The sequence below is a fragment of the Sandaracinomonas limnophila genome (genome assembly GCF_004005965.1).
Taxonomy (GTDB): domain Bacteria; phylum Bacteroidota; class Bacteroidia; order Cytophagales; family Spirosomataceae; genus Sandaracinomonas; species Sandaracinomonas limnophila.
On sequence record NZ_SACY01000001.1, the window covers coordinates 697,445 to 723,864 of the forward strand.

The window sequence follows — 26,420 nt, forward strand, 5'->3', positions numbered from 1 at the left end:
ACTTTAAGATTTTGAAGTTGATTTAGATGATTTATTTATGCTGGCCGTTTTTGCTGCGCGATGAATCGCCTTTCTAATACGATTATATGTTCCGCAACGACATATATTACCACTCATATATTGCTCAATTTGCTCATCCGTTGGATTCGGATTTTCCTTCAATAAGGCAACTGCCGACATGATTTGTCCTGATTGACAATATCCACATTGAGGAACTTGTTCTTCAATCCATGCCTCTTGAACAACCTTATTTAAACTAGCAACTCCCTCAATTGTTACAATTTTAGAGCTTGCTTTAACTGTACTTATAGGTGTTTGACAAGAACGAATAGCCATTCCATCTAAATGGACGGTACAAGCACCACACAAACCCATTCCACAACCAAATTTCGTCCCTTTTAATCCAACTAAATCACGAATAACCCATAATAAAGGGGTATCTGCCTCTGCTTCAACCTGGGTAATTTTTCCATTAATATTGAGTGAATACTTTGCCATTTAAATAGTTTTTAGGTCATTAAATAAATCATACAAATATAACATCAATTTAAATTATTGAATTAAACAAATAAAACAAATATCAATTAACTTTATAGAAAATATCCAAAATTTAAAACTTATGAAAAATACATTTCTTTTACTTCTGTTTTCTACATCCCTTTGGGCACAAAAAAATGCTATTAAAGTAAATTTAAGCTCTCTTTTACTAAAAAATTATAGTGTGAGTTATGAGCATTATTTATCAAAACATTCCACACTATTGTTAAATGCCCGAATCATGCCCAATGGCCAAATTCCTTTTGCAAGTCAATTACAAAATATGAAAGGTAATAGTACCAATGGCCCCGATTTTAATCAATTTAATCTGGGAAACACCGCCTTTACCGCTGAATTCAGATATTATCTTGGGAAAAAACCTCAAAACGGGTTTTATTTCGCTCCTTATATTAGAAAGGCTCAATATGATTTTTCAGTGCCCCTTAATTTGGATTTAGAAGATCCAAATACAAAAATCACACAAAGTATCAAGGCTAATTTTTCTGGAAATTATGCTGCTATTTCGGGTGGACTTCTATTAGGTGTTCAAAAACATTTATCTAAAACATTTATTTTAGATATATGGATAGTGGGCGGACAAGTTGGGAATGCAACTGCAAATGTATTAGCAACGTTAAATCCATACCTAAATACAATTTACCAAAGAGAATTAAGCAACCAATTGGAACAAGCGAGTAACGACTCTCCTGTCCCATTTACCTATACCGTTTCACAAGACAAGGTAAACATCTCTGCGAACTCCTTGGCACCAGGTTTAAGAGGATTAGGTTTTAACCTAGGATTTCAATTTTAAAAAATGACAAATAGAAGAATATTTTTGAAAAATTCTGGTCTTATTTTGGGCCTTTCTACATTTTCCGTTAAATCTTTATTCAATGAAGATCCACAATTTGAACAGTTCAAATTTTCGCCTATTACATTAGATGAACGTAAAGTTCGTATTCAAAAGGCTCAACAAATAATGCAAAAGGAATTTGTTCAAGCAGTAGTTTTAGATGCGGGAACAAGTATGGAATATTTTACGGGTCTTCGTTGGTACCCGAGTGAACGCTCTTTGCTCGCCATTATTCCTTCAAAAGGTGATATCTTTTACGTTTGTCCGGCTTTTGAAGAAGATAGATTAGTAGAATTAAACAAGGTTGCTGGAGATATTTTTACCTGGGAGGAACACGAAAATCCATTTGAATTAACTTTAAAAAAACTGAAAGAAAAAGGATTCAAAAAGGGTAAAATTGCCATTGAAGATAAAGCTCGATTTTTTATCAGCGAAGGTTTGAAAAAAATAGGCAAAGAATATAATTTTGTTTTAGGTGATGAAATCATTGTTCCTTGTCGCTCGATAAAATCTGCACATGAAATTGAACTGATGAAAATCGCTTCAAATATTACCCTCAATGCAATCGATTATGCAATTACATTTTTGAAAGAAGGTGTTACATCGGCCCAAATTGCAGAAAAAATAGCCTTTGCCCATCAAAAAATGGGAGCGCAACACGATTTTGCAGATGTGAATTTTGGCATTGCAAGCTCCTTCCCTCATGGAAGTTCCAAACGTGCACCCTTGAAAATTGGAGATACCGTAATGGTAGATGTCGGTTGCAGAGTGGGTGGATATTGCTCAGATATTACTAGAACCTTTGTCTTTGGAAAGGCTAGTGATGAACAAAAACATATTTGGAATTTAGAAAAGAAAGCACAGGAGGCAGGATTTGCGGCAGCAAAATTAGGTTCACCTTGCGAAAATGTAGATTTTGCAGCGAGAAAAGTAGTTACAGATGCTGGCTTAGGTCCTGATTATAAATTACCCGGCGTACCCCACCGAACCGGCCATGGAATTGGAATGAATGGGCATGAATGGCCTTACATGGTAAAAAACAACAAAACACTGTTAGAACCTGGCATGTGTTTTAGCATTGAACCCACCATTGCCCTTCCAGGAAAATTCGGAGTACGTTTAGAGGATTGTGTTTACATGACCGAAAATGGTCCTCAATGGTTCTCAAAACCAGCTGAGCAATTAATTGAAATTTAGTATGGATTGAACTAAGTGGGTTAAAAAATCAAAGGTATAATTCTTTCCTTTATGGTTTGAATAATCTGTCAATTTAGGCAAATGATGAGCAAAATACGTTTGATGATGCGCGGTTTCAATCATGGTACTTGCCAATGAATGCGGATATGCATAATTTGGCTTTATTTCCATAATCAATTGCGCAATTGTTGAACACAATTCTTTATAAGGTTTAAAGGCCTCCTCATTATTTATTTCCTTAATATCCTTAACCAAATAGGCTTTACTGCTTTCTTTGATAACTATTTGAACTAATTTTTTCTTTTCAAAATCAACTTCACCATAACCAATTGGCAATGGTTCTGATAAAATTTCCAATACTTTAATTAATCTATCTTTCGGGCTTTTAATTCCTTGTAAATGGACTAAAAATAAATATTCTACATACGACCAATACCAATTTAAAATATACAATAACAATCGATGTTTATTCTCAAAATATCGATACACAGAGGCTTCTGTGGTACCTATTTCTAAAGCCAATTTTTTAAAGGTAAATTGTTCAAATCCTAATTCATCGATTAAATCAATCGAACGACGAACAATCTGTTTCCCAAGAATTGATGATTCGGGATCTCTTAAATAAAGGTTGCTATTGACCTTAAACTGTAATAATAAATCCATGCTAATATAATTCTTTGCAAAATTACTTATATTTTAAACACAAAAGCAATAATATATTAAATAAAATTTTTACATTAATTTATAATAGTATTACTATTATTTAAAAAAGTTTTAATAACTTGCAAAAAAATCAAAAATGAAGATGAAAAATTATTTTGATCCCTTGTCAGAATTTGTTTTAAAATACAAAAAGGAAATCAAGGGTATCTACGTTTTTTCGATATTGAGCGGAATTGTTGAATTGTCCTTACCTCTGGGCGTGCAAACCATCATTGGCTTGGTCATGGGAGCACAAATGATTACTTCTATTTATGTTTTAATAGGTTTAGTAACCTTAGGTGTATTTTTTTCTGGGAAAATTCAGATAAACCAAATGAAATTAATTGAGAAGGTACAGCAAAAAATATTTACCGACATTGCCTTTGAATTTGGAAGTAAAATTCCTCAATTCGATTTAAAGAAAATGGATAAATCGTATTTACCTGAAAAGGTAAATCGATTTTTCGATACCTTAAACATACAAAAGGGAATGTCGAAAATTTTGTTGGATATTCCTATTGCAAGTATTCAAATCATCTTAGGTTTGTTACTATTAGCCTTGTATCATCCAATTTTCATGGCTTTGGGACTTCTATTGCTTATCATTTTATTTTTAATTTTTCGCATAACTTTTCAAAGTGGCATTTCAACCTCTTTAGAGGAAAGTAATTACAAATACCAAGTGGTGGCTTGGTTTGAGGAAGTTGCAAGAACCATAAAATCCTTCAAATTGGGTAAAATCAATGAAATTAGCTTAGCTAAAACGGACCAACAGGTAGAGAAATATTTAGAAGCAAGAACCAAGCATTTTGAGATATTATTAATTCAGTTTAAAAGTTTAATTAGCTCAAAGGTGATCATTACCTTTTCCATGTTAAGCATTGGTTCTTACTTATTATTGAGCCAACAATTAAATATTGGAGAATTTATAGCCTCAGAAATCGTTATTTTAATGGTTATAGGAGCTGTTTCAAAGTTAATAAGCTCATTAGACAGCTTATATGATGTTATCACAGGTATTGAAAAAATTCGATTAATAACTGATTCGCCCTTGGAGCATACCGGTAGTATTCCCTTAGAAAAAAACAACCAAGGACATCAATTGGAGGTTAAAAATTTGGATTTTGGATTTGATGATAACAACCTTATTTTAAATGATCTTTCATTTAAAGTAGAATCTAATCAAAAAATATGCATTTCTGGTGGAGATGGAAGTGGAAAATCGACTTTAATTCGGGTATTAAGTGGAAATTATTCAGATTTTCAGGGAAACATTTTAATCAATAATATTCCCATCCAAAATTACAATATAATGAGTCTACGGGAGCAAATAGGAGTCCTATTGAAACAGCAAGATATCTTCCAAGGTACTTTATGGGAAAATATAGAATTGGGTAGAAAAGGAATTCAACCTAAGGATGTTATTGAATTAGCGCAAAAATTGGGTTTTGAAAATTTCCTTGAACATTTTCCCAATGGCTTTGATACGCAATTGGATCCTACCGGCAAAAAGATACCTTTTACGCATACTAAAAAGATTTTATTGCTTCGTGCATTGATCAATTCACCTAAATTACTGCTAATGGAAGAACCTTGGAATGACCTTGGAAAGGATTTGAAAGAAAAAGTAATGACTTATTTTTTAACATTAAAAAATACGACTTGCATCATCATTTCAAATGACGCTGATTTTGCTTTGAAATGTGACAAGCAATTGAATTTAATCAATGGAAGAATTTAAAAAAAACGATCCAATGGAATTTAAATCGTATCAAAAAATTTACCAAATAGAAAACAACCAAGTCATTAAACCATGGATTTATGGTCTTTTACTTGGTTTGGTAGTTGTATTGTTTCTACCCTGGACACAGAATATTAAATCGAAAGGTATTGTAACGACCATCAAACAAGAAAATCGATCCCAAGAAATAAACTCTCCAATTGCTGGGAAAATCGGCAAATGGTGGGTTAAAGAAGGTGACTTTGTAGAAGCTGGAGATACTATAGCCTTAATTTCTGAGGTTAAAACCGAATATTTAGACCCACAATTGGTGCAACGAACCAAACGACAATTAGATGTAAAACAACAAACCATCGATTTTTATCACCAAAAAGCTGGTGCAAGTCAAAATCAAGTGGATGCAATCAATCGTGCCAAAAACATCAAATTAATTCAAACAAAAAATAAATTACAACAAGCTGAAAATAAATTGGCTGGGGATAAAGCTGAATTAATTGCTATTGACAATGAATTTCAATTGGCAAAGGATCAGTTGGAACGCCAAGAAAAAATGTACCAACAAGGATTAGTTTCACAAACCCAATACCAACAGCGTTTAGCAAGTTTCAGAAATTCACAGGCGAAGAAAACTGTGATTGAAAATAAAATTAAGGTAAGTCTTCAAGAAATTGAAAACGTAAAACTTGACCTGAAGGGCATTGAACAAGAATACCAAGATAAGGTTAATAAGGCGATTGGTGACAAATTAAGTGCCTTGAGTATGGAGTCGTCTGCTGAAGGAGATTTAGCAAAAATTGAAAATCAATTAAGCAATTACAGCATTCGTCAAGGTCTTTACTACATTATTGCTCCTCAACAAGGACAAATTGTGCAAGCGAAAAAATCGGGAATTGGGGAAATCCTAAAAGAAGGCGAATCGATTGCTGAAATTGTACCTAAGCAAAATGATTTAGCAGTTGAAATGTTTGTGAGACCAATGGACCTCCCCTTATTGTCGAAAGGCCAAAAGGTTCGCTTTACTTTTGATGGATTTCCGGCAATTGTTTTCTCGGGTTGGCCACAAACAAGCTATGGAACATTTGGAGGAAAGGTTTTTGCCATCGAATCATCAGTGAGTAACAATGGGATGTACCGAGTTTTAGTGGCACCTGATCCCAAGGATAGACCTTGGCCCAAGGAACTCACATTGGGCATGGGAGCGCAAGGAATTGCTTTGCTAAAAGATGTGATGATAGGTTATGAGCTATGGCGAAATATTAACGGTTTTCCACCTGATTATTACCAAACAGAAGAAACCACATTAAAGAAAAATAAATAAAATGAAAAAATACAGCTTACTTCTTTTCAATTTATTGTTGGCTGCCTTCCTTTATGGTGAAACCAAAAATCTTTCAATTATTCAATACTTGGAAATTGTTAAGAAATACCATCCGATTTACAAGCAAAGCAATTTAACCGTCAGAAGGTCTGAGGAAGAAATTCGGTCCTCTAGGGGTGCTTTCGACCCTATTTTCACCCATTACTATTCAAAGAAATCATTTGATGGAAAAGTTTATTATGCATATAGCTCCCCTGAATTAACTATTCCAACTTGGTTTGGAACTGAGTTTTCTATTGGAACTGAAAATTACGAAGGTTTAAAAGTAGATCCAACAAAGACCTTCGGAGCCAGTAGCTTTATTGGTGTTAGTATACCTCTAGCTAAAGATTTCTTAATTGATAAAAGGAGAGCTGCCCTGAATCAGGCTAAAATGATGAATAAAATGAGTCTTCAGGAGCAAAAAATCGTATTGAACAATTTACTTTTTGAGGCTTCAAATGCTTATTGGGAATGGCTAAAGGCTTTTCAAATAACTGAAACCATTCAACAAACATTACAAATCAGTGAAAATAGATTTCAATTGGTCAAGAAATCTTTTGAGTTGGGCGAACGTCCTGCTATTGATACGTTGGAGGCCTTTACTCAAGTTCAGTTTTACCAAAATTACAAGCAAGGTGCAGTATTAAATTTTCAAAAAAATCAGATTTTATTATCAAGTTTTTTATGGAATGAAAGAGGTGAAAACATTTTATTAGAAGAAAATATTATTCCGGAAACGGATATAAATAATCAAAAAGCCTGGCAAGGCTTTGATATCAATTTACCTTTTTTGATTGAAAAAGCGGAAGAATTGCATCCAGAAATCAGGTCCTATGATTTTAAATTAGGCTCTTTACAAATCGAAAAGCAATTGAAATTTCAGAATTTATTGCCTAAAATAAATTTAGATTATCAACAACTCAATCCTGGCAATCAGTTTACCAATATCTTCAATGAAAACTCCTTAGGAAAAAATTACATAGCGGGATTAAAACTTGAATTACCTATTCCTTTTCGATTTGGAAGAGCTGAATATAGCAAGACAAAACTTAAAATAGAAGAGGAGCAAATAAACCAAACACTGAAGAAAAACAGTATTCAAGTTAAAATCAAGCAATACCATGCCGAATTTGAAAATTTAAAAAGGCAAGTTTCAATTCAACAAAATTTGGTTGAAAATTATAGAAAATTGACCAAATCAGAAGAATTACGTCTAGAAAATGGTGAAGGCTCCTTGTTTATGATCAATTCTCGAGAATTAAAAACCTTGGAAAGTTTAGAAAAAATGATCGATACAAAGGCAAAATTTTTTAAAAGTATTTATGCTACCCAATGGGCTGCAGGTTTGCTGGCGCAAGAGTAAGTTCTTTTGTTTGTTTTACACAAGAAGGAATATCACTAACATAATGGCTTACATAAATTAAGGTTGTATCGGAGTGCTCTACTAGATAGTTGAGCACTTTTTTAATGTGCTCAATTTGTCCAACGTCTAAACCCTGACAAGGTTCATCTAAAATCAATAAAGGTGGATTTTTAACCAATGCTCTGGCTAAAAGTACCATACGTTGCTCTCCTTGGGAAATTTTATAAAACTCTTTATCCGCCAAATGATTAATCCCTAAAACACTCAACCAAAGCATAGAACGATGTTTTTGTTCTTCAGTTAAAGGCTTAAATAATCCCAAAGTATCCAACAAACCAGAACCAACAACAGATAAACATTTTCCAGTATTTTTAAAATACAGATGCAACTCAGGACTCACGAAACCTATTCGTTTTTTGATTTCCCATATACTCTCCCCTGTTCCTCGACGTCGATCAAACAACCATAATTTCTGACTATAGCTTTGCGGATTATCCGCCGTAATCATACTGATCATGGTAGATTTACCCGCGCCATTAGGTCCTTTTAAGGCCCAAGCATCACCATTATTGATTTCCCAATTCTGATGACTCAAAATTGTTTTGTTGCCATATTTGATTTGTACATCTTCCATTTTTACAGCTTGTACAAAATCAGCAAATGCAGAACGCGTTTGAATTAATTCATCCAAATGCTTTTCAAAACCTTCAAAATTATGTTGGGTAAATTGTTCCCCTTTATAATCCTCAGCTGGTCCCGACCAAACCATTTTTCCGCCTTGCAAAACCATCACATGCGTAATAATTGCAGGTAATTCAATGGGGGAATTGATCAATAAAAAAGGGATTCCTTGTTGTTGGATGACCTCCAAGGCTTCATTGAGTAATTTTCTACCATCGGTATCTAATCCTAAAAAGGGATTATCAAATAACAAAAAGTCAGGCTTTTTCAAAAGTGCTTTCACCATTTGCAAGCGCTTATTTTCTCCGTTTGATAATTGCAAAATCGGTTTATCCCAATGAGATTCCATGGAAAATAATTGCATCCAGCGCTGAGCTTCTTGCTGATTTTCATTAGCTAATTCTTCACGAATGGTATAGGAGTCTTCTGAGTCAGATGAATTAAATCGTTGTTGCAAATAAAATTCATTGACATTAGATCGATTTTTAAATTGATGTTGCTGTTCAACTAGATAAACATTGACATGTTTATCTGAACCAAAATAATTGACAGTGCCGGTTCGAAATAATCTACCGCATAATGCCTTTGCTAAGGTACTTTTGCCAGAGCCCATAGCTCCTACCACTGCCCAATTTTCTCCATTTTTTATGGAAAAATTAATGCTCGAAAGAATTTTTTCTGCTCCATAACCTACCCCTAAACCTGATACTTTTAATAACATTAATTGTTAATTGTTAATTGTTAATTGTTAATTGTTAATTAAAAATTCATAATTTCCCGGCGCTTGCGCACCGGGCTATGTAAGTAAAGCCCTTCGGGCTTTGTAATTGCCACGCCTTCGAGTTTCTTCGCTCAGCCTTATACCTCATACCTCATAACTTTTACCTCATCCCTCATCCCTTTTCCCTCATCCCTTTTCCCTCATACCTCATCCCTCATACCTTATCCCTCATCCCTCATACCTCATCCCTCACACCTCCTTATGTGTTCATAACTCTTCAAAATCAATTCCTCTTCTGTGGTATAATTCTTCCTCCAAATACACGCTGCCGGAAGTAATGGGGTAAATGCCTCTACAACCAACCAACCTTGGTAATTCATTTCTTTTAATCCTTCAAATACGTTGTCCCAATGAACTTGTCCTTCGCCTAAGGTTGCTCTTGTGCTTTCAGATAATTGAACATGAACAATTTCATCGGCAATTCGTACCATCGCTTTTCCTGTATTAAATTCTTCAATATGGGCATGAAAGGTATCAAACATAATTTTGACACGGGGGTGATTGATTGCCTTCACCAAACTATATAATTGATCTGCAGAACTTACCACATAGTTTTCGAAGCGATTCAAATATTCCAATCCGAGTGTAACATTCATTTTATCGGCATGATCAGCAACAGCTAACATACTTTCCTTTGACCAATCTAATTCTTGTTGAGTTGGTGCAGCACCTGAAAATACACCAAGCGCTGAATGATAGGGCCCTGACAAAAAACTAGCTCCTAAATAGGCTGTAACATCGACTGCCTTTTTCAAGAAATCAATTCCATTTTGCCTAATTGCCGGATCTGAAGAAATTGTATTTTTATCAGCCCCTAAAAAAGTTACCGTAAACACAGTTAAACCCAAACGGTCTATCTCCTTTTTCCATGGCTCCCAATAGGCCAAATCGGTTTCAAAAATTGGAATTTCTACGCCCTCATACCCAACTTCCTTAATATAAGCCAAATGTTTAATGATTGACTCGTTCATATCTGGTCCGTAAACCAGCGTATTCATTGCTAATTTATATTTCATCGTCTTCTATTTAGAATTTACCATTCCTCTGTAAGGAACATTAATATTTAAATTACCTTTCCATTTTTTAGGTACTTCTTTGCCCAATTCCCAATGGATTGCATTGACAATTAAACGTTGAAAAGGTTCTACGGAGAAATCTTCTGGATGTCCCATTGTGGTAAAAAACACCTTTCCTTTGTATTCATTTTCCCAGGTCCAAGCCACTGGCTGATCTACAGCAACCTTATCTGGATTTACCGCCTTACCCATCAACAGCCATTCTGTACCTTTCTTTGGATAGTCCGGTAATACTCGATACAACCAAGAACGAACATGGAAATCAGGTGATACTCCAGTTAAAATTGGATGTTTAGCTTTTTCAGGAATTATCCGAACATCTGTACTGGCATTATGTCCATAATGGGTATGCTGGGCTATACCACCCCAACCCGGAGGAGCCCCAAAAGCACGCTCTGCAAATCCGTTATAAGATTCTAAGGGGTCCCCTTTCGGATAATTAAACGAATGGGTACTTGTACGAAATCCCATAATAGGCTTTCCAGATGTTAAATAAGCCTCAATGGGAGTTATTTGATCTGCAGGTAACAAACGCCAACGAAGAAAAAATACAGCCAAGTCGGCATCTTTTAAGATTTCCAATCCAGGAATATTTTTTTCTGCATTTTGATCTGGAAAAGATTTTAAAATTTTTGTCTCAAATCCATATTCCTTTTCTAAAAAATTTGCCAGCAAAGGTAATGTCTGCTCACCACTGTATTCATGGTCACCACAGACAAAAACAATTAAAGGCTTTTTCGTTTTTTTTTGTGCATTAGCCAATGGGGCAATACTCAGAAAAAACACACCTAAAAGTACGTAGATAAAATTTCTCATTTAATTTTCAAATGGGTGAAGTTTTAACAATTCTGAAACGTTATAAAAATCTTTCTTTTCTGAAATTGAGGCTCTAACCGCCTTAACTTTTTCAGCTTTAATGGCAGAAGCTTTATTTCCGAAAGAATTACGAACATAAGTCAATACCGAGGCAATTTCTTTATCAGACATTAAACCACCGTATGGAGTCATGGGTACTTGTCCGGGATACTTAACTCCATTTACCTCTATAGGCCCCATTAAACCTTTTAAGACTAATTTAATCAATCGATCTTCATTACCTGTAACCCAATTGGATTTTGCCAAAGGAGGAAAACCTGAATTGGTTAAACCTTTTCCATTGGTTTGGTGACAGGTATTGCAATATCCATCTTTGGCATATAATTTTTGACCTTCTTTAAATTGAATCAAATCAGCCTCCTGCAAATCAGTTTCAACTTTTTCGGTATTTTTTCGAACTACATTAAGTCCCGATGCATGAGCAAGTGCTATTTCATAGGGTTCTTTCATCCAATCATCCATTGGATATTTTTTTGCAATGGCTAAAATAGGTAATGCCTTTTCCTTAGGCAACCAAGAAGCCGCCACAAATGCCTCCATTCGGACACGTCCATGAGGATCTTGTACTGCTTTTGCTAATAATTGTGCTTGATTGACTACTTGATGTCCTGTATATCTTAAAACTCGAACAGCGGCTGCTCTAACGTGATAATCCTTTGCATTTAATAATTCGTTCAACAATTTTTGATCTACTTTATTTAATCCCCAACTTACCCAAAGTGCCTCCAATACATGATGTTCGTAATTAGGGTCCGATTTATTTAAATTGGCAACCCAAGCTGTAATTTTAGGTAAAACATCAGATGCTTTTCTCCCTCTCAATTCTCTTCTCACTCGATATCTTGTTCTGTATTCAGGTAATTTTAAATGATCCAATAATTCATCAATCGAGGCGCCATATACCTTCACAGGTTTAAGTAAGGGTCTAGATGGGTAGGTAACTCGATAAACTCTACCATGCGTATGATCTCTCAAAGGGTCACGTGCATTGTGTTGCATGTGTCCAATTAAGATATTATGCCAATCAATCACATATAAAGAACCATCTGGGGCAAATTCCATATCCACGGGTCTGAAATTTCGATCTTCTCCAACGATTAAATCTTGTCTGTGTTTGGATTTATAACCTGTTCCCTCATCTGTTAAAATATGCTGTTTCATGCCTAAAAAACCGATGGTATTATTGATCAAAAAATCACCCTGAACCTCGTCTGGAAAATGTCTACTATAAACAAATTCCAAACCAGATGTTGGTCTGACCAAATGTTTTTCTTCGATCAAGGTAAATGATTTGTGGCCATATTGTCCATACCTATTTTTAGTGGTTCCGGGCATCATCCAGCGAACATCTGGACCAGAAGTTTCAGCAAAGAAATTTTGTCCCCATTTATCAAATGCAATTCCCCAAGGATTTGGGATGGAAAGTTGAGCTACCCTTTCAAGATGTTTTCTAGCAGGATTGTATCGCATAAAACCTCCATTCGTTGCACGAACGGTACCATAAGGAGTTTCAACGTTTGTATGTAAAAATACACCTTCTCCCATATAAATTGCACCTGATTCATCTGTAACGAAGGCACTAATTTCATGGTGTGTATCATGGTCATCAAAACCGCTTAAAATTATTTCTTTGGTATCCGCATGGTCATCCCCATTGGTATCTCGCAATTTTACAAGATTGGTACCTTGTGATACATAGACTCCATCATGGGCTATTTCCATTCCAACCGGCACGTGTAAACCTTCAGCAAAAATGGTTTCCTTGTCAGCTTTTCCATCATTATTAGTATCTTCTAAAATAATAATTTTATCATTTGGTTTAGGATCACCTGGTTTGTAATGTGGATAAGATGGCATACAAACAACCCAAAGTCGACCCTTATTATCAAAAGTCATTTGAACAGGTTTGGCCAAATTGGGAAACTCTTGTTCAGAGGCAAATAATTCAATTTTATAACCAGGGGCCACTTTTATGGCTTTAAGGGCATCTTGTCCATATAAATAGGTCAAACTTCCATTTTTATCTGGATTAAAATTTGTTTTTACTGGTTCTAGTTTTCTTGTTTTTGCGTCGGCCCCTGCCAAATCAAATATCTTTCCCTGTAACACCGCTTGAATAGCATTCTCCCGATTTTCAGTCATTTGACGAATCTTTTCGATCTCTGCAGGATAATTATCAGGACCAAAGGGATTATACCTTCTACCATACACATGCACTCCATTAGGGATTTTAAAATCGGTATGCCACATCCAATTTTTTTCTGCCACGGCATCAAAAACTTGTTTTCTTTTAGATTCAATTGTAGAACTTTTTTCTCCAAATATTTGATTAATCAACATTTGAGATAATTTCTGATACCCTAAATCATTCAATTGAAATCCGTCGATTGTCAAATTTTCTTTGGTTTCATTAAACCATTTTTTGGAAGGATTAAATGCATCTACGAAATAAACCTTTTGGGCAGCGCACACCTCTTTCATTGCTTCGGTATATAGTTCCAAATTTGTATTTTGAACCTTTCCATTGGGAAGATCAAATTGAGCAGATAAATCTTCAAAGGCAATGGGGGAAACTAAAACTAATTTAGGTGCCGTTGCTCCGTTATATTTTTGAGAAAGGGTATGTTTAATAAATGCAGTTAGCTCTGCCTTAAATTTTGGAACTTTTGCTTTTCCTTCATACGATTCACTGTATCCAAAGAAACCAATCACAATATCAGTTTTTAAACGGGTCAGCCATTGGTCATGCGTTTCCAAATGTCCCTCACTTTCCGAAGGGTTTGCAAATTCATCTTGAAATTTTCCGGCCCCTGGAAAAGCCCAAGGTTGATTCCGAGCAGAATGTGGCCTAAATCCAGGAGTATCACCCCCATCACACAGGTTGCGAACACGTAAATTACTTTCCGGATATCGAAGATGTAGTTCCGTTTCAAAATGATCAAAATTGATCATTCGAGATCCCAAATTTCCGCCAATTAAGGCAATATGTGTATTGGATTCAATGGGTAACAAAAAAGAGGATTTCGGTTGAAAAAATCCTAAAACACAAAGCGATGTAAGGACTATGACAAGTCCAATCTGAATCTTCTTTGACATTCTTTTTTAATTAAATAGGTTTTAACAAACAAATTAAAAATAAAAAACCAATTTATTTAAAAAGGATCTTTAAATTTAAATTCTAAACCTTTAAATATGAAAAAAATCTTTCTCTTATCACTTTTCACTCTTCACTTATCACTTTTCACTTCTTTTGCTCAATCCTTACCTCGTTCTACTCCTGAGGAAGAGGGTGTTTCAAGTAAGGCTATTAGAGATTGGATAAAAAGTTATGATACTCCTAAACATGAATTGCATTCTATCATGGTCTTACGACATGGAAAAGTAATTGCAGAAGGTTGGGCGAAACCTTATGCAGCTAATGAAAAGCATACCATGTACTCGGTCAGTAAAAGCTGGACCTCCACGGCCATTGGATTTTTAGTGGATGAAGGTAAATTAAAAGTAACAGACAAGGTCATTGATATTTTTCCGGAGTATAAGGATATTCAAACAAATAAGTATTTAAATGACATAAGCGTTAAAGATTTATTAACAATGTCGGTTGGTCATAAAATTGAACCCTTAAGAAGTGTTGTAAGTTCTAAAAACGATTGGAAAAGAACTTTTTTAGCAGCACAAATTGATAATCAACCAGGTAGTAAATTTTTATATAACACAGGTGCCACATACATGTTAAGTGCAATCGTACAAAAAATATCTGGTAAAAAAACCTTAGATTATTTAAATGACAAATTGTTAAAACCTCTTGAAATTTCAGAGATTGACTGGGAAACTGATCCTGATGGTATTAATACTGGAGGATGGGGAATTCGAGTTAAAACTGAAGATATGGCTAAATTGGGACAATTGTATTTGCAAAAAGGCAAATGGAAAGGAAAACAGATTTTGTCTACATCCTGGATAAATGAAGCTACCAGTAAGCAAATTGAACAAGATCCATCCGCTACACAAGCACGAAAAGATTCTTCAGATTGGTTACAAGGATATGGATATCAATTTTGGAGATGCAGAAATGGTGCGTTTAGAGCTGATGGAGCTTTTGGACAATACATAGTTGTTTTCCCAGAAAAAGATGCAGTGGTAATTATCACCTCTGAATCAATGGATTTGGCGGAGGATTTAAACAATATTTGGCAACACCTATTACCAGCTTTCTTAGACAATAAATTAGCAAAAAACGAATTAGAATTAGGACTATTGACCAATGATTTAAAAAATTTGAAATTATCCTCTCCTATTTCAACTGGAAATGAAAACAAAGCAAATTTACATTTAGGTAATGAAATCCATTTGAATTCAAATGATTTGCAATTGGAAACATTGAAATTAGAAGAAACTAAAATGGGATACAATCTTATCTTAAAAGACACAAACCAAAATAGTTTCAGCATTCCTCTACAAAATGGAAAATTTGAATATTCTGAAACAAATTTCAAAGGACCCTACCTATTGCGTTCAGCTCAACATGCATTAGAAGGAATAAATCCTTATAAGGTTGGTGGTTCATATTACTGGAATGCAGATGGGACACTTGGAATTACTTTGAGGTACTACCAAAGTCCACACCATTGGGATTGGGTAATTCGACCTTTCGATGCGGGTTTTGAATTAAAAGTCATAAATTCTTTTGATAAAATACATCCAATATTGATTAAAGGAGCCTGATTGTGGACAAGTTTTAGGATTTTGTCGCAAAAGGACAAAAAACTAAAATTTTATCCGTAAACTTAAAGATTGAATCTAAACTATTTATTATATGAAATCAAAAATTCAGGAATCGAGAAGATCCTTTTTACAAAAAAGTTCTTTCGCAACTTTGGGATTATTGACCCTTGGAAAAGACTTTAATTTCTTGGCAGCCAAACCTAATTCAAAATTTGCTGGTGTGCAAATGGGAACTATTACCTATTCATTTAGAAGTTTACCTGGAAGCCTAGAGCAAGTAATTCAATATTGTGTGGATTCAGGAGTTAATGCTATTGAATTAATGGGCGATGCAGTTGAAGAATTTGCAGGTAAGCCTAAAAATCCAGTTCAGTTCAGATTTGTACCCGGACAACGTCCAACATTTACAGACGAACAAAGAGCACAAATGGCACAATACCAAAAAGATTCTGCTGCTTGGAGAGAATCAGTAGGTATGGAGAAATTCCAAGAAGCCCGTAAGATGTTAGACAAAGCTGGCATTTCAGTATATGCTTTCAAACCAAATGCTTTTGGACCAAATAACTCAGATGCTGAAGTTGAATGGGGCTTAAAAGTTGCCAAAATTTTAGGTGCAAATTCGGTAACAGTTGAGTTACCTACTGATCCAAAACAAACTCAGCGTTTGGGTGATTTAGGTGCAAAACATAAGGTATATTTTGGTTATCATGCCCATTTACAGGCAACTGATACGGCTTGGGACACTGCATTGGCACAATCGCCTTATAATTCTTTGAATTTAGATTGCGGTCACTACATTGCTGCAGGTGGTCCGAATACAGTAGATACTTTGTTAAAATTAATCGAAAACAAGCACGATAGAATCACTTCCATGCACATGAAAGACCGTCAAAATAAAGAACATGGCGGAGCTAATTTGGCATGGGGAAAAGGTGATACACCAATTGAAAAAATTTTACATTTGGTGCGTGACAAAAAATACAAATTCCCTGTAACTGTCGAATTGGAATACGATGTACCAAAAGATTCTGATCCAGTGAAAGAAGTTAAGATTTGTATCGATTACGCAAAGAAATTATTACTTTCATAAAATAAAAAAGCTCGGAAAATTTTCCGAGCTTTTTTGCTTCCGCTCAGCTCCGCTGAGTGGAAAATATAAAATTCAGCTCTGCTGAATGATAAGGTAAAATCGGCAGAGCCGAGTATCATTGTCCACACTCAGCAGAGCTGAGCGTGAGTTTAAAGTTCAAATCCTTTTAACTTTTCAATCAAGTCACTCGCAATCACACTAGATTTGGATTGCTCTTCCAAACAAATTTCTGCCAATTTTCCATGTACAAAAACACTTAAACTAGCTGCTTGAATTGGGTCGTATTTTTTACCCAGAAAAGATGTAATAATTCCTGTTAAAACATCCCCACTTCCAGCAGTGGCTAAGGCATCGTTTCCAGAGGTATTTTGATACACAATTCCTTCTGAAGAGATTATTTTTGAATTAGGGCCTTTTAAAATTAAGGTACAAGGGTATTTTTGCACAAATTCTAATCCCAATTGAACAGCATTAGAATCACTTACCTTTTTACCAAACAATCTACTTGCCTCTCCATAATGTGGAGTTAGAACATGTTGAGGTTTTAGGAAGCCTTTTAAGTTTTCAGTTGTTGAAATAATATTCAAAGCGTCGGCATCCAATACCATAGGACCTTCATATTTTCTCATTAATTCCTTCAAATGATGCTTAGTAGCATCATCAAGTCCAATTCCCGGCCCTATCCCAATTGCATCATAGGATAGAATTTTGGATAAATTCCATTCCCTCAAATGCATTACCTCAGGACAAAAAGACAAAAAGGACTCTTCATAATCTTCGGAAACTATTGCGGTAACTAATCCTGAACCTGCTCGAAGTGCCGCTTTAGAGGCAAGCAAAGAGGCTCCCCATTTTCCTGTGGAGCCTGCTATGATAATAATATTTCCGAACGAGTATTTATTTCCTATTTCATTTCTTGGATGAATATGTTGTTGAAAATAAAAATCGTCAATTAAATGAACCATTTAGACCAATCCTAAATTTCTCAAAAAGTCGTTCGTCCACTTATTTGTTGGATCCATTTCTTTTCTTAATTGTTTGAAATCATTCCATTTTGGATAGGTTTTAGCCAAATCTTCTTTCTTGATCGTTGAAATTTTACCCCAATGCGGTTTACCTCCAAATGGTTTTAATTTTGCCTCAATTTTTGGCAAAATCTTCATTACACCATCCTTTATAGGTTTCCAGGTAAAGTGAATGGCAATCATATCCTGTCCGTAAGCCGTACTCATCCAAAATTTATCTGCAGCAATACTGCGCAATTCGGTTACAAACAAGAGTGGATAAATTTCCTTATGCATTGATTCTATTGCCATAATTGCTTGGTATGCATGTTTTCTCGGAACAAAAAATTCCGATTGCAGTTCTGCTCCATTACTAGGCGTAAATTCCATTTTAAAATGAGGCAAACGCTCATACCAAGGTCCAGGCACCCCCATTTGGTCAGTACAGCTAACAGCAGAATTTGCCTTAATCGGATGTAAATTGGTGGTTGCAGGAATTGCACCAAAGAATTTTGCGGGTAAAGCCTCATAGTTTTGATCCGTTCTTCTCTTTATCCAAACTTGATTGATATTTTTATCCAACCAATGCGTAAATAAACTAACCGAATATCCCGCACCAAAAATTTTATCAAAATTATCCTTTAGGGCCGACATCGGTAATCCTTCATACACATGTTGAGTCGCATCAAATCGTTTTTGAATTTTTAGTGCAACTTTGTAAACAACACCTAAGGCTCCTAAACTTACAACAGCTCCATAAAATTTTGGATTACTCTCATCCAATAAAACGGCGGTTCCATCTGCTTTGATTAGCTCAATAGCAGCAACTGCGGTAGATAGGTTTCCATTTTTATCTCCCGAACCATGGGTTGCTGTAGATGAGGCTCCCATTACTGAAATATGAGGCAAAGAAGCTAAATTATGAATAGCATATCCCCTTGCATCCAACCATTTACCTAATGTACCATAACGAATACCTGATTCAACCCACACCAATCCATTCTTCTCATCCAATTCCAAAACCTTATTCAAATAAACTAAAGAAATATGCGATTCCGTAGTGTCGGCAACCGTATTGAAAGAATGTTTAGATCCTAAGGCCTTTCCGTTTTTAATCTTTTTCACCACATCCATTAACTCGGCTCGAGTTTTAGGGGCAAACAATTCTTTGCGATGGTAAGTTAAATTTCCTGCCCAATTGGATTCTAATTCTGCTTGAGCCATGGCAGGCCATTTGAAAACTCCTAGGGCTAATAAACTTAAACCAGTTTTTTTAATAAATTCGTTTCTTTTCATTGTTATTTATAGGCTGTGATGGTTTGAATTGTACCATCTGTATTATACTTTAATTCAGTTACTTTAATATTTCTCAAATGTGTTTTACCCGACATCTGCACATCGTGGTAATACAAATACCATTTTCCATTTTGCTCAATGATTGAATGATGGTTGGTCCACCCTTGTACTGGATTTAAAATTACACCTTGGTAGGTAAATGGACCTTTGGGTGAATCCCCCGTGGCATAGGCAATGAAATGAGTATCTCCTGTTGAATACGAAAAATAATATTTTCCATTGTAAAAATGCACAAATGGAGCCTCAAAAAATCTTCTATTGTGGTCTCCAGAAAGTAATAGTTTGCCTTCCTTGTCCAAAATTTGAACATTCTGTAGAGGTGACTCAATACTTTTCATATCAGCACTTAATTTTGCCATTTTAGGCATTAAGGCAGGTTGGTTATCAGCTGGTTGTTTTTCATCAAATTCATGTTTTCCTGATTTCCAATGTTGTAATTGTCCACCCCAAATACCCCCAATATAGATGTAATAACTTCCATCTTTATCTTTAAAAACAGCCGGATCGATACTGTAAGTACCCTTCATGTAGCTTGGTTCAGCATTAAATGGCCCCTCAGGTTTTATGGCAGAGGCAACTCCAATTCTAAAAATTCCTTCTTTATCTTTTGCAGGAAAATACAAATAATACTTTCCATTTTTTTCTGCTGCATCTGGTGCCCAGAGCATTTTTCCGGCCCAAGGGATATCTTCTAGTTTTAAAGCAACCCCATGATCTGTAATAGCTGCAGAAGGATTTTCTTGCGAAAACACATGATAATCACGCATACCAAAATGACTTCCTAAATCATCTTCTTTAATCCCAGCATCAATATCATGAGAAGGATAAATATAAATTTTTCCTTTAAAAAGATGCGCACTTGGATCCGCCGAATATTGGTCAGTAATTAAAGGTTGTGATATAGGTTCCTTTTTAACTTGAGAAAAAGCTGCAAAAGAAAGCATAGAAAAACAGATAAAAAGTCTTTTCATTCTAAATAGGTTTGTATTAAGCATATTAATTCTCTTAAATTTACCGAAATATCTGAATATGGAAAAAATTAAAGTAGCTCTTTTATCATTTGGCATGTCGGGTCGAGTATTTCATGCCCCATTTTTACACTTACATCCTGGATTCGAATTGATCGGCTCTTGGGAAAGAAGCACAAAAAATATACAAAAAGCTTATCCGGAAACAGAAAGTTTTTCGAGAATGGAATCCATTTTGGAACGAGCAGATATACCATTAGTGGTAGTAAATACCCCTGTTTACACCCATTTTGAATATGCAAAAAAATGTTTAGAGGCAGGTAAACATGTAATCGTTGAAAAGGCATTTACCAACACTTCAGAGGAGGCCAAAATTTTAGAAAAAATAGCTAAAGAAAGAAATTTAAACATTTTTGTATTTCAAAATCGCCGCTGGGATTCTGATTTTTTAACGGTAAAAAAAGTGGTTGAATCTGGTAAATTGGGTGAAATTGTTGAGGCAGAATTTCATTTTGACAGATACAATCCAGTCCTTTCTCCCAAAGTTCATAAGGAAGAAGTCAATGCTGGTTCGGGGATTTTACGAGATTTAGGTCCTCATATTTTGGATCAAGCTTTATCGCTTTTTGGAATGCCCACAAGTATTTTTGCGGATCTAAGATTTATGAGAGAAAATACACTTGTAGAAGATTATTTTGAGCTGATTTTATTTTATAAAAAACTCAGAGTCCGATTAAAGGCTGGGTATTTTTACAAAGAATTGGTTCCCTCCTTTCAAGTTTTTGGAACTGAAGGAAGCTTTTTAAAATCAAGGGCAGATAAACAAGAACCTGAATTAGTGGCTGGACTTATTCCTCAAGGAGAAAATTGGGGAACTGAACCCGAATCTGAATTTGGTTTATTGCATACAAATAATGAAAAAGTAAGAATTCCTTCAGAAAAAGGGAATTACATGCACTTTTTTGAAAACGTTTATCAAACCCTTTGTGGAACTCAAAAGGCTATTGTGGATGTTTATGCTGGAATAAACAGTATGTCTATAATTGACGCGGCATTTGTTAGTCACCAACAAGGTAAAAAAATAGAATTATGAGTCCCAAAGAAGTAGCCAAAGATCTTTTCAAGCAATTTGAACCTGAATTACAGAAGAAATTGCAGCAAGTTGGACAGGTAAGAAAGTTTAAGGAAGATGAGTATTTGATGTACACTGGTCAGCCCATTCGCTCAGCAGTTTTGGTGGTAGATGGCATTATAAAAGTGTTTAGAGAGGATGATGAAGGCAACGAAATCTTTATGTACAATTTACATCCGGGGGAAGCTTGTGCTATTTCCATGACTTGTGCGGCTAAAAATTTAAATAGTCAGGTTATGGCAAAAGCTTTAGTTGATACCACAGTAATTGCAATTCCCATGGAGTTAATGGATGAGTGGGCAAGTAAATACAAATCTTGGTATCAATTTGTATTAGGTACTTACAGAAATCGTTTTGAAGAATTATTGGAAATGTTGGATCAAATTGCGTTCAAAAATTTGGATGAGCGATTACTTTGGTATTTGAGGCAACATCAAAAAAGTTTACATTCCAATGTTTTAAAAATTCCTTTTACTCAAATTGCACTTGAATTAAATTCTTCAAGAGAAGTTATTTCAAGATTAATGAAAAAATTGGCTGATAAAGGACAAGTTAAATTGCATAAGAATCAGATAGAGATTATTCAATTACCTATTTAATTGATAATTGTTAATTGTTAATTGTTAATTGTTAATTAAATGCAACATAATTCATAACTCATAACCCATAACTCATAAATATTTCCCCTTGTGATTTTTATCACGAATTTGCACTAAATCTTTTCAGACCTTTGTAATGAAATTAATGCAAATGATAGAAATAATTGGTTACGTCGCATCCTTATTTATAGGAGTTTCTTTAGGACTAATTGGTGGAGGAGGCTCCATTCTTACTGTTCCCGTTTTAGTGTACTTGTTTGGAGTTGATCCAGTTTTGGCTACGGCCTATTCTCTTTTTGTGGTGGGAACCAGTAGCTTGGTAGGCGCTTGGCCAAAATACAAACAAGGATTGGTGAATGTAAAAACGGGAATCATTTTTGGAATTCCATCGATCATCGCTGTTTATGCGACACGTAAATTTTTAGTACCCATTATTCCCAACGAGATTTTCACCATTGGTAACCTTTTGGTAACTAAAGCAATTTTAATGATGTTGCTTTTCGCCGTTTTAATGGTTGCCGCATCTATTTCAATGATTAGAGGAACCTGCGAAAACTGCGATAAGGACGAAACGGAATTAGCAAAAATCTCCTACAATTATCCAATGATTTTGGTAGAGGGTTTAGTTGTTGGTACCTTAACGGGTTTGGTTGGTGCTGGAGGCGGATTTTTAATCATTCCTGCATTAGTAATGCTGACTAAATTACCCATGAAACAAGCTATAGGTACTTCCCTATTAATCATTGCGGCAAAATCGCTCATCGGATTTACAGGGGATTTAGGACATCAAACAATCGATTGGACCCTATTGTTAACTGTAACTGGATTAGCCATTGTAGGTATTTTCATCGGGGATGTAATTAGTAAAAAAATCAACTCAGCACAATTGAAGGTCGGCTTTGGCTGGTTTGTATTAGTGATGGGTCTTTATATTTTAATTCAACAAATTTTCTTCTAAAATTATTAAATAAAAAAACAATGAAAGTAGAACAAATTTATACCGGTTGTTTAGCTCAAGGAGCCTATTACATAGAGTGTGGAGGGGAAGCTGCCATAATTGACCCACTTCGCGAGGTTGAGCCCTATATCCAAAAGGCAGAAAGAAATGGCGCAAAAATTAAATATGTTTTTGAAACACACTTTCATGCCGATTTCGTTTCGGGACATATCGATTTAGCTCAAAAAACAGGCGCAAAAATTGTGTATGGTCCTATGGCAAACGCAGCAGAATTTGATCATATTACAGCTGAAGATAATCAGGAATTTGTTTTAGGAAATTCGAAAATCAAAGTGATTCACACGCCTGGACATACCATGGAAAGTACTTGCTTTTTGCTAATTGACAAAACAGGTAAAGCAACATCTTTGTTTTCTGGTGATACCCTATTCATTGGAGATGTAGGTCGCCCGGATTTGGCACAAAAGGTTAAAGCTGAATTAACACAAGAAAAATTGGCTGCTCATTTGTACCATTCTTTGCGAGATAAAATCATGCCATTAGCTGATGATATCATCGTATATCCAGCTCATGGAGCAGGTTCTGCTTGTGGTAAAAATATGAGTAAAGAAACTACAGATACACTTGGAAACCAGAAAAAAACAAATTATGCCTTGAATCCGGCTTTGACTGAAGAGGAATTTGTAAAAGAAGTTTTGACGGGTTTAGTTGCACCTCCATCCTATTTTCCTTTAAATGTTTTGATGAATATTAAAGGTTACGATAGCATAGATAAAGTAATGGAAAGAGGTCAACAAGCACTTTCTCCAGAGGCTTTTGAAGCAGCAGCAAATGAGACTGGGGCCATTGTTTTAGATACCAGAAAAGCACAGGATTTTGCCAAAGGATTTATTCCAAATTCAATCAACATTGGCGTAGAAGGCAGTTTTGCTCCTTGGGTTGGTACTTTAATTCCTGACATCAAACAAGAGATTTTATTGGTAACTGATGAAGGAAAAGAGGAAGAGGTCATTACTCGTTTGGCTCGTGTGGGATATGATTTCACCATTGGATATTTAAAAGGAGGAATCGAAGCTTGGAAGTCGGCAGGTAAAGAAATTGATCAAGTAGAATCCATTTCTGCAGCTGAATTATCCAAAAGATTAGCAAAAGGTGAAGGTGAAATTTTAGATGTTCGTAAGAAAAGTGAATACCTTAGTGAGCATGTGGTGGATGTAGAAAATGCACCATTGGATTTCATCAATGATAGTATGTTGAAAGTTGACAAAAACAAAACAACTTACGTACATTGCGCAGGTGGTTATCGCTCCATGATTTTCATATCAATCTTAAAAGCAAGGGGGTTCGAAAACTTAGTAGATATTGATGGAGGATTCAAAGCAATTAAAGAATCTGAATTATTTAAAGTAACAGATTACGTTTGTCCAACAACTTTATTATAATCATGGAAGAAATATTAGACAATCCAAATGTAACAGTCATAGACGTTCGGGAAACATTTGAATTTGAAGACGGGCATTACGAAGGGGCCATTAATATTCCCTTAGGTACAATTCCGAATAATTTAGATAAAATAAAGTCAATGAATCAGCCTATTGTTGTGTATTGCAGAAGTGGAAATCGCTCTGGTATGGCCTTGACCTTATTAAAGCAAGCAGGAATCCAGGAAGTTTATAACGGAGGTGGAATCATGCAAATGTTACAATACGCTTCAAGATAATGGAAACTTTTCTTAAAAATTGGGGCACAATGCGTATAATCCGACTTGCAGTTGGATTATACGCTTTTTATGAAGTCATAAAAACCCCCGACTTCCTATTAGGTTCAATGGCCTTCATTTTAATTGCTATGGCCATTTTTAACGTAGGATGTGGTGCACAAGGATGTGGAATTCCCGCTCCCCGTAAAAATCATACATCAACAGAAGATGATGAGGTAACGTATGAAGAAGTCAAATAAAACCTTGCTAATTTATTCCATTGGAATTATCCTTGGAGGAATAATTGGTTATTTTTATTGGAAAGAAATAGGATGTTCTACTGGAACTTGTCCAATTACCTCCAAACCATTAAATAGTATTATATATTTTGCATTTTTAGGATATTTAGGAACTAATTTTGTAAAAGATAAATTTATCAAATCTTAAATGGAACTTTTAACACACCCTTGGCCATGGTACACGGCCGGACTAATCATTGGTCTAATTGTACCCGCTCTATTAATACTTGGTAATAAGCATTTTGGCATTTCATCTAATTTGCGACACATCTGTGCAGCTTGTTTTCCTGCTGATATTAAATTTTTCAAGTACGATTGGAAAAAAGAAATTTGGAACTTTTACTTTGTAGGCGGAATCATGTTAGGCGGTTTTATTGCTGCTTTTTACCTTAATTCAGGTGATCCTATTCAGGTGAATCCCAAATTAGTGGAAGAATTGGCGACTTATAACATCACTGATTTTTCACAAATTGTTCCTGTTCAATTGTTCAATTTTGAAAGTCTGTTTACCCTGAAAGGATTTATCATGATGGTTGTCGGTGGATTTTTAGTAGGTTTTGGTACTCGTTGGGCAGGTGGTTGCACCTCTGGACATGCCATCATGGGACTTTCCAATCTTCAATGGCCATCTTTAGTGGCAACTATATGCTTTATGATTGGTGGAATAATCATGGCAAATTTCATTTTACCTTACATTTTAAATTTATAATTACATGGCTACTCAACAAGAATTAGACGACTTAAAAGCACGCGAATTAGACGCCATGTGTGTCAATGAATCAGAATTAAAACATCCATGGTATTATAATTTAAAATACGCAGTTGTTGGAGTTGTTTTCGGTATCGTATTTATCAAGGCAGAAATCATTTCTTGGTTCAGAATTCAAGAAATGTTTCGCTTCCAAAGTTTTCACATGTATGGTGTGATTGGTACAGCAGTTATAGTAGGAGCCATTTCTGTATTTTTAATTAAAAAATTGGGTATTAAAACCATTCACGGAGAAAAAATAACTTTTGCTGACAAGGAATTCAACAAAGGAAATATCTACGGTGGCTTGATGTTCGGCTTTGGCTGGGCAATCACTGGAGCATGTCCAGGTCCCCTATTTGCTCAATTAGGCTCAGGCGTTTTATCTATCTCTATCGTTATTTTAAGCGCTATCGCTGGCACTTGGACGTACGGTTGGTTGAGGGATAAATTGCCACATTAAGAATTATAAATTATGAATTATGAGTTATGTAATTATTTTCAAGTTTTTGAAAGCTGATTTTTCCTAAATAAATTTTATCAATTTACTTTTATATTAATTCGGTAAATTGCAGGGGGTAAGGGGAATGCATTTCCCCAACAAAAAAACGATTGAATTCCCTATCAATAAACTGATTAATTTACAATTTAATAACCCATAACCCATAATTC

The 26,420-nt window shown here is 35.2% G+C and carries 25 protein-coding genes; 16 read left to right on the forward strand and 9 right to left on the reverse strand.

The window, feature by feature from the left end:
* Positions 1 to 3: 3 nt before the first annotated feature.
* Positions 4 to 498, reverse strand: coding sequence for a (2Fe-2S)-binding protein (locus tag EOJ36_RS03060; RefSeq protein ID WP_127802544.1), 495 nt, complete (start codon positions 496 to 498; stop codon positions 4 to 6).
* 121 nt (positions 499 to 619) lie between these two features.
* Between EOJ36_RS03060 and EOJ36_RS03065 the strand changes: the two genes are divergently transcribed.
* Positions 620 to 1,351 carry a DUF3575 domain-containing protein gene (locus tag EOJ36_RS03065; RefSeq protein WP_127802545.1) on the forward strand — a complete coding sequence of 244 codons (732 nt, stop codon included), beginning with the start codon at positions 620 to 622 and terminating at the stop codon, positions 1,349 to 1,351.
* A gap of 3 nt (positions 1,352 to 1,354) precedes the next feature.
* Positions 1,355 to 2,590 carry a M24 family metallopeptidase gene (locus EOJ36_RS03070; RefSeq protein WP_127802546.1) on the forward strand — a complete coding sequence of 412 codons (1,236 nt, stop codon included), beginning with the start codon at positions 1,355 to 1,357 and terminating at the stop codon, positions 2,588 to 2,590.
* On the opposite strand, the gene EOJ36_RS03075 is transcribed toward EOJ36_RS03070, so the two are convergent.
* Complete coding sequence (locus EOJ36_RS03075; protein ID WP_127802547.1) at positions 2,576 to 3,253, reverse strand: TetR/AcrR family transcriptional regulator; 678 nt, start codon at positions 3,251 to 3,253, stop codon at positions 2,576 to 2,578. The two genes, EOJ36_RS03070 and EOJ36_RS03075, sit on opposite strands and share 15 nt — an antisense overlap.
* A gap of 142 nt (positions 3,254 to 3,395) precedes the next feature.
* Here EOJ36_RS03075 and EOJ36_RS03080 point away from each other — a divergent pair, with 142 nt between their 5' ends.
* The 3 genes from EOJ36_RS03080 to EOJ36_RS03090 are packed head-to-tail and all read left to right on the forward strand — an operon-like array spanning position 3,396 to position 7,756.
* Entirely contained in the window at positions 3,396 to 5,033 is a 1,638-nt protein-coding gene (locus EOJ36_RS03080; protein WP_164847825.1) for a peptidase domain-containing ABC transporter, read from the forward strand.
* Positions 5,020 to 6,351: an HlyD family secretion protein gene (locus EOJ36_RS03085; RefSeq protein WP_238944382.1), complete on the forward strand. Its 1,332-nt coding sequence runs from the start codon at positions 5,020 to 5,022 to the stop codon at positions 6,349 to 6,351. The genes EOJ36_RS03080 and EOJ36_RS03085 overlap by 14 nt, the downstream gene beginning before the upstream one ends.
* A 1-nt stretch (position 6,352) precedes the next feature.
* Positions 6,353 to 7,756 carry a TolC family protein gene (locus tag EOJ36_RS03090; protein ID WP_127802549.1) on the forward strand — a complete coding sequence of 468 codons (1,404 nt, stop codon included), beginning with the start codon at positions 6,353 to 6,355 and terminating at the stop codon, positions 7,754 to 7,756.
* On the opposite strand, the gene EOJ36_RS03095 is transcribed toward EOJ36_RS03090, so the two are convergent.
* The 4 genes from EOJ36_RS03095 to EOJ36_RS03110 form a co-directional block, all read right to left on the reverse strand.
* Positions 7,719 to 9,158, reverse strand: coding sequence for an ATP-binding cassette domain-containing protein (locus tag EOJ36_RS03095; protein WP_127802550.1), 1,440 nt, complete (start codon positions 9,156 to 9,158; stop codon positions 7,719 to 7,721). The genes EOJ36_RS03090 and EOJ36_RS03095 overlap by 38 nt on opposite strands.
* Positions 9,159 to 9,400: 242 nt before the next feature.
* Positions 9,401 to 10,234 (reverse strand): sugar phosphate isomerase/epimerase family protein, encoded by an 834-nt coding sequence (locus EOJ36_RS03100; protein ID WP_127802551.1) that lies wholly within the window; start codon positions 10,232 to 10,234, stop codon positions 9,401 to 9,403.
* Between the two features lie 6 nt (positions 10,235 to 10,240).
* The gene (locus tag EOJ36_RS03105) at positions 10,241 to 11,110 is read right to left on the reverse strand and encodes a ThuA domain-containing protein (RefSeq protein WP_127802552.1); all 870 of its coding nucleotides are present in this window, start codon (positions 11,108 to 11,110) and stop codon (positions 10,241 to 10,243) included.
* Positions 11,111 to 14,266, reverse strand: coding sequence for a PVC-type heme-binding CxxCH protein (locus EOJ36_RS03110; protein ID WP_127802553.1), 3,156 nt, complete (start codon positions 14,264 to 14,266; stop codon positions 11,111 to 11,113). It abuts the gene before it with no gap.
* A gap of 96 nt (positions 14,267 to 14,362) precedes the next feature.
* Between EOJ36_RS03110 and EOJ36_RS03115 the strand changes: the two genes are divergently transcribed.
* Positions 14,363 to 15,895 carry a serine hydrolase domain-containing protein gene (locus EOJ36_RS03115; protein ID WP_127802554.1) on the forward strand — a complete coding sequence of 511 codons (1,533 nt, stop codon included), beginning with the start codon at positions 14,363 to 14,365 and terminating at the stop codon, positions 15,893 to 15,895.
* 91 nt (positions 15,896 to 15,986) lie between these two features.
* The gene (locus EOJ36_RS03120; protein ID WP_127802555.1) at positions 15,987 to 16,985 is read left to right on the forward strand and encodes a sugar phosphate isomerase/epimerase family protein; all 999 of its coding nucleotides are present in this window, start codon (positions 15,987 to 15,989) and stop codon (positions 16,983 to 16,985) included.
* A gap of 149 nt (positions 16,986 to 17,134) precedes the next feature.
* On the opposite strand, the gene EOJ36_RS03125 is transcribed toward EOJ36_RS03120, so the two are convergent.
* Genes EOJ36_RS03125 through EOJ36_RS03135 form a run of 3 tightly spaced genes read right to left on the reverse strand, consistent with a single transcriptional unit; the run spans position 17,135 to position 20,289 of the window.
* Positions 17,135 to 17,950 (reverse strand): NAD(P)H-hydrate dehydratase, encoded by an 816-nt coding sequence (locus EOJ36_RS03125; RefSeq protein WP_127802556.1) that lies wholly within the window; start codon positions 17,948 to 17,950, stop codon positions 17,135 to 17,137.
* Positions 17,951 to 19,285 (reverse strand): D-arabinono-1,4-lactone oxidase, encoded by a 1,335-nt coding sequence (locus EOJ36_RS03130; RefSeq protein WP_127802557.1) that lies wholly within the window; start codon positions 19,283 to 19,285, stop codon positions 17,951 to 17,953.
* A gap of 2 nt (positions 19,286 to 19,287) precedes the next feature.
* Complete coding sequence (locus EOJ36_RS03135) at positions 19,288 to 20,289, reverse strand: glycoside hydrolase family 43 protein (protein WP_238944389.1); 1,002 nt, start codon at positions 20,287 to 20,289, stop codon at positions 19,288 to 19,290.
* 85 nt (positions 20,290 to 20,374) lie between these two features.
* Here EOJ36_RS03135 and EOJ36_RS03140 point away from each other — a divergent pair, with 85 nt between their 5' ends.
* The 9 genes from EOJ36_RS03140 (at position 20,375) to EOJ36_RS03180 (ending at position 26,211) form a co-directional block, all read left to right on the forward strand.
* Entirely contained in the window at positions 20,375 to 21,406 is a 1,032-nt protein-coding gene (locus tag EOJ36_RS03140) for a Gfo/Idh/MocA family oxidoreductase (RefSeq protein WP_127802559.1), read from the forward strand.
* Entirely contained in the window at positions 21,403 to 22,044 is a 642-nt protein-coding gene (locus EOJ36_RS03145) for a Crp/Fnr family transcriptional regulator (RefSeq protein ID WP_127802560.1), read from the forward strand. Before EOJ36_RS03140 ends, EOJ36_RS03145 begins: the two co-directional genes overlap by 4 nt.
* 145 nt (positions 22,045 to 22,189) lie before the next feature.
* Entirely contained in the window at positions 22,190 to 23,002 is an 813-nt protein-coding gene (locus EOJ36_RS03150) for a sulfite exporter TauE/SafE family protein (protein WP_238944390.1), read from the forward strand.
* A gap of 20 nt (positions 23,003 to 23,022) precedes the next feature.
* Positions 23,023 to 24,444 carry an MBL fold metallo-hydrolase gene (locus tag EOJ36_RS03155; RefSeq protein WP_127802561.1) on the forward strand — a complete coding sequence of 474 codons (1,422 nt, stop codon included), beginning with the start codon at positions 23,023 to 23,025 and terminating at the stop codon, positions 24,442 to 24,444.
* Positions 24,445 to 24,446: 2 nt separating this feature from the next.
* Positions 24,447 to 24,722: a rhodanese-like domain-containing protein gene (locus EOJ36_RS03160; RefSeq protein ID WP_127802562.1), complete on the forward strand. Its 276-nt coding sequence runs from the start codon at positions 24,447 to 24,449 to the stop codon at positions 24,720 to 24,722.
* A gap of 29 nt (positions 24,723 to 24,751) precedes the next feature.
* Positions 24,752 to 24,961, forward strand: coding sequence for a hypothetical protein (locus EOJ36_RS03165; protein ID WP_164847826.1), 210 nt, complete (start codon positions 24,752 to 24,754; stop codon positions 24,959 to 24,961).
* On the forward strand, positions 24,945 to 25,148 hold the full coding sequence (locus EOJ36_RS03170; RefSeq protein WP_127802564.1) for a DUF6132 family protein: 204 nt from the start codon (positions 24,945 to 24,947) through the stop codon (positions 25,146 to 25,148). Before EOJ36_RS03165 ends, EOJ36_RS03170 begins: the two co-directional genes overlap by 17 nt.
* Positions 25,149 to 25,709, forward strand: coding sequence for a YeeE/YedE family protein (locus tag EOJ36_RS03175; protein ID WP_127802565.1), 561 nt, complete (start codon positions 25,149 to 25,151; stop codon positions 25,707 to 25,709).
* A 4-nt stretch (positions 25,710 to 25,713) separates the two neighbouring features.
* Positions 25,714 to 26,211 carry a DUF6691 family protein gene (locus tag EOJ36_RS03180; protein ID WP_127802566.1) on the forward strand — a complete coding sequence of 166 codons (498 nt, stop codon included), beginning with the start codon at positions 25,714 to 25,716 and terminating at the stop codon, positions 26,209 to 26,211.
* The last annotated feature ends 209 nt before the right edge of the window (positions 26,212 to 26,420 follow it).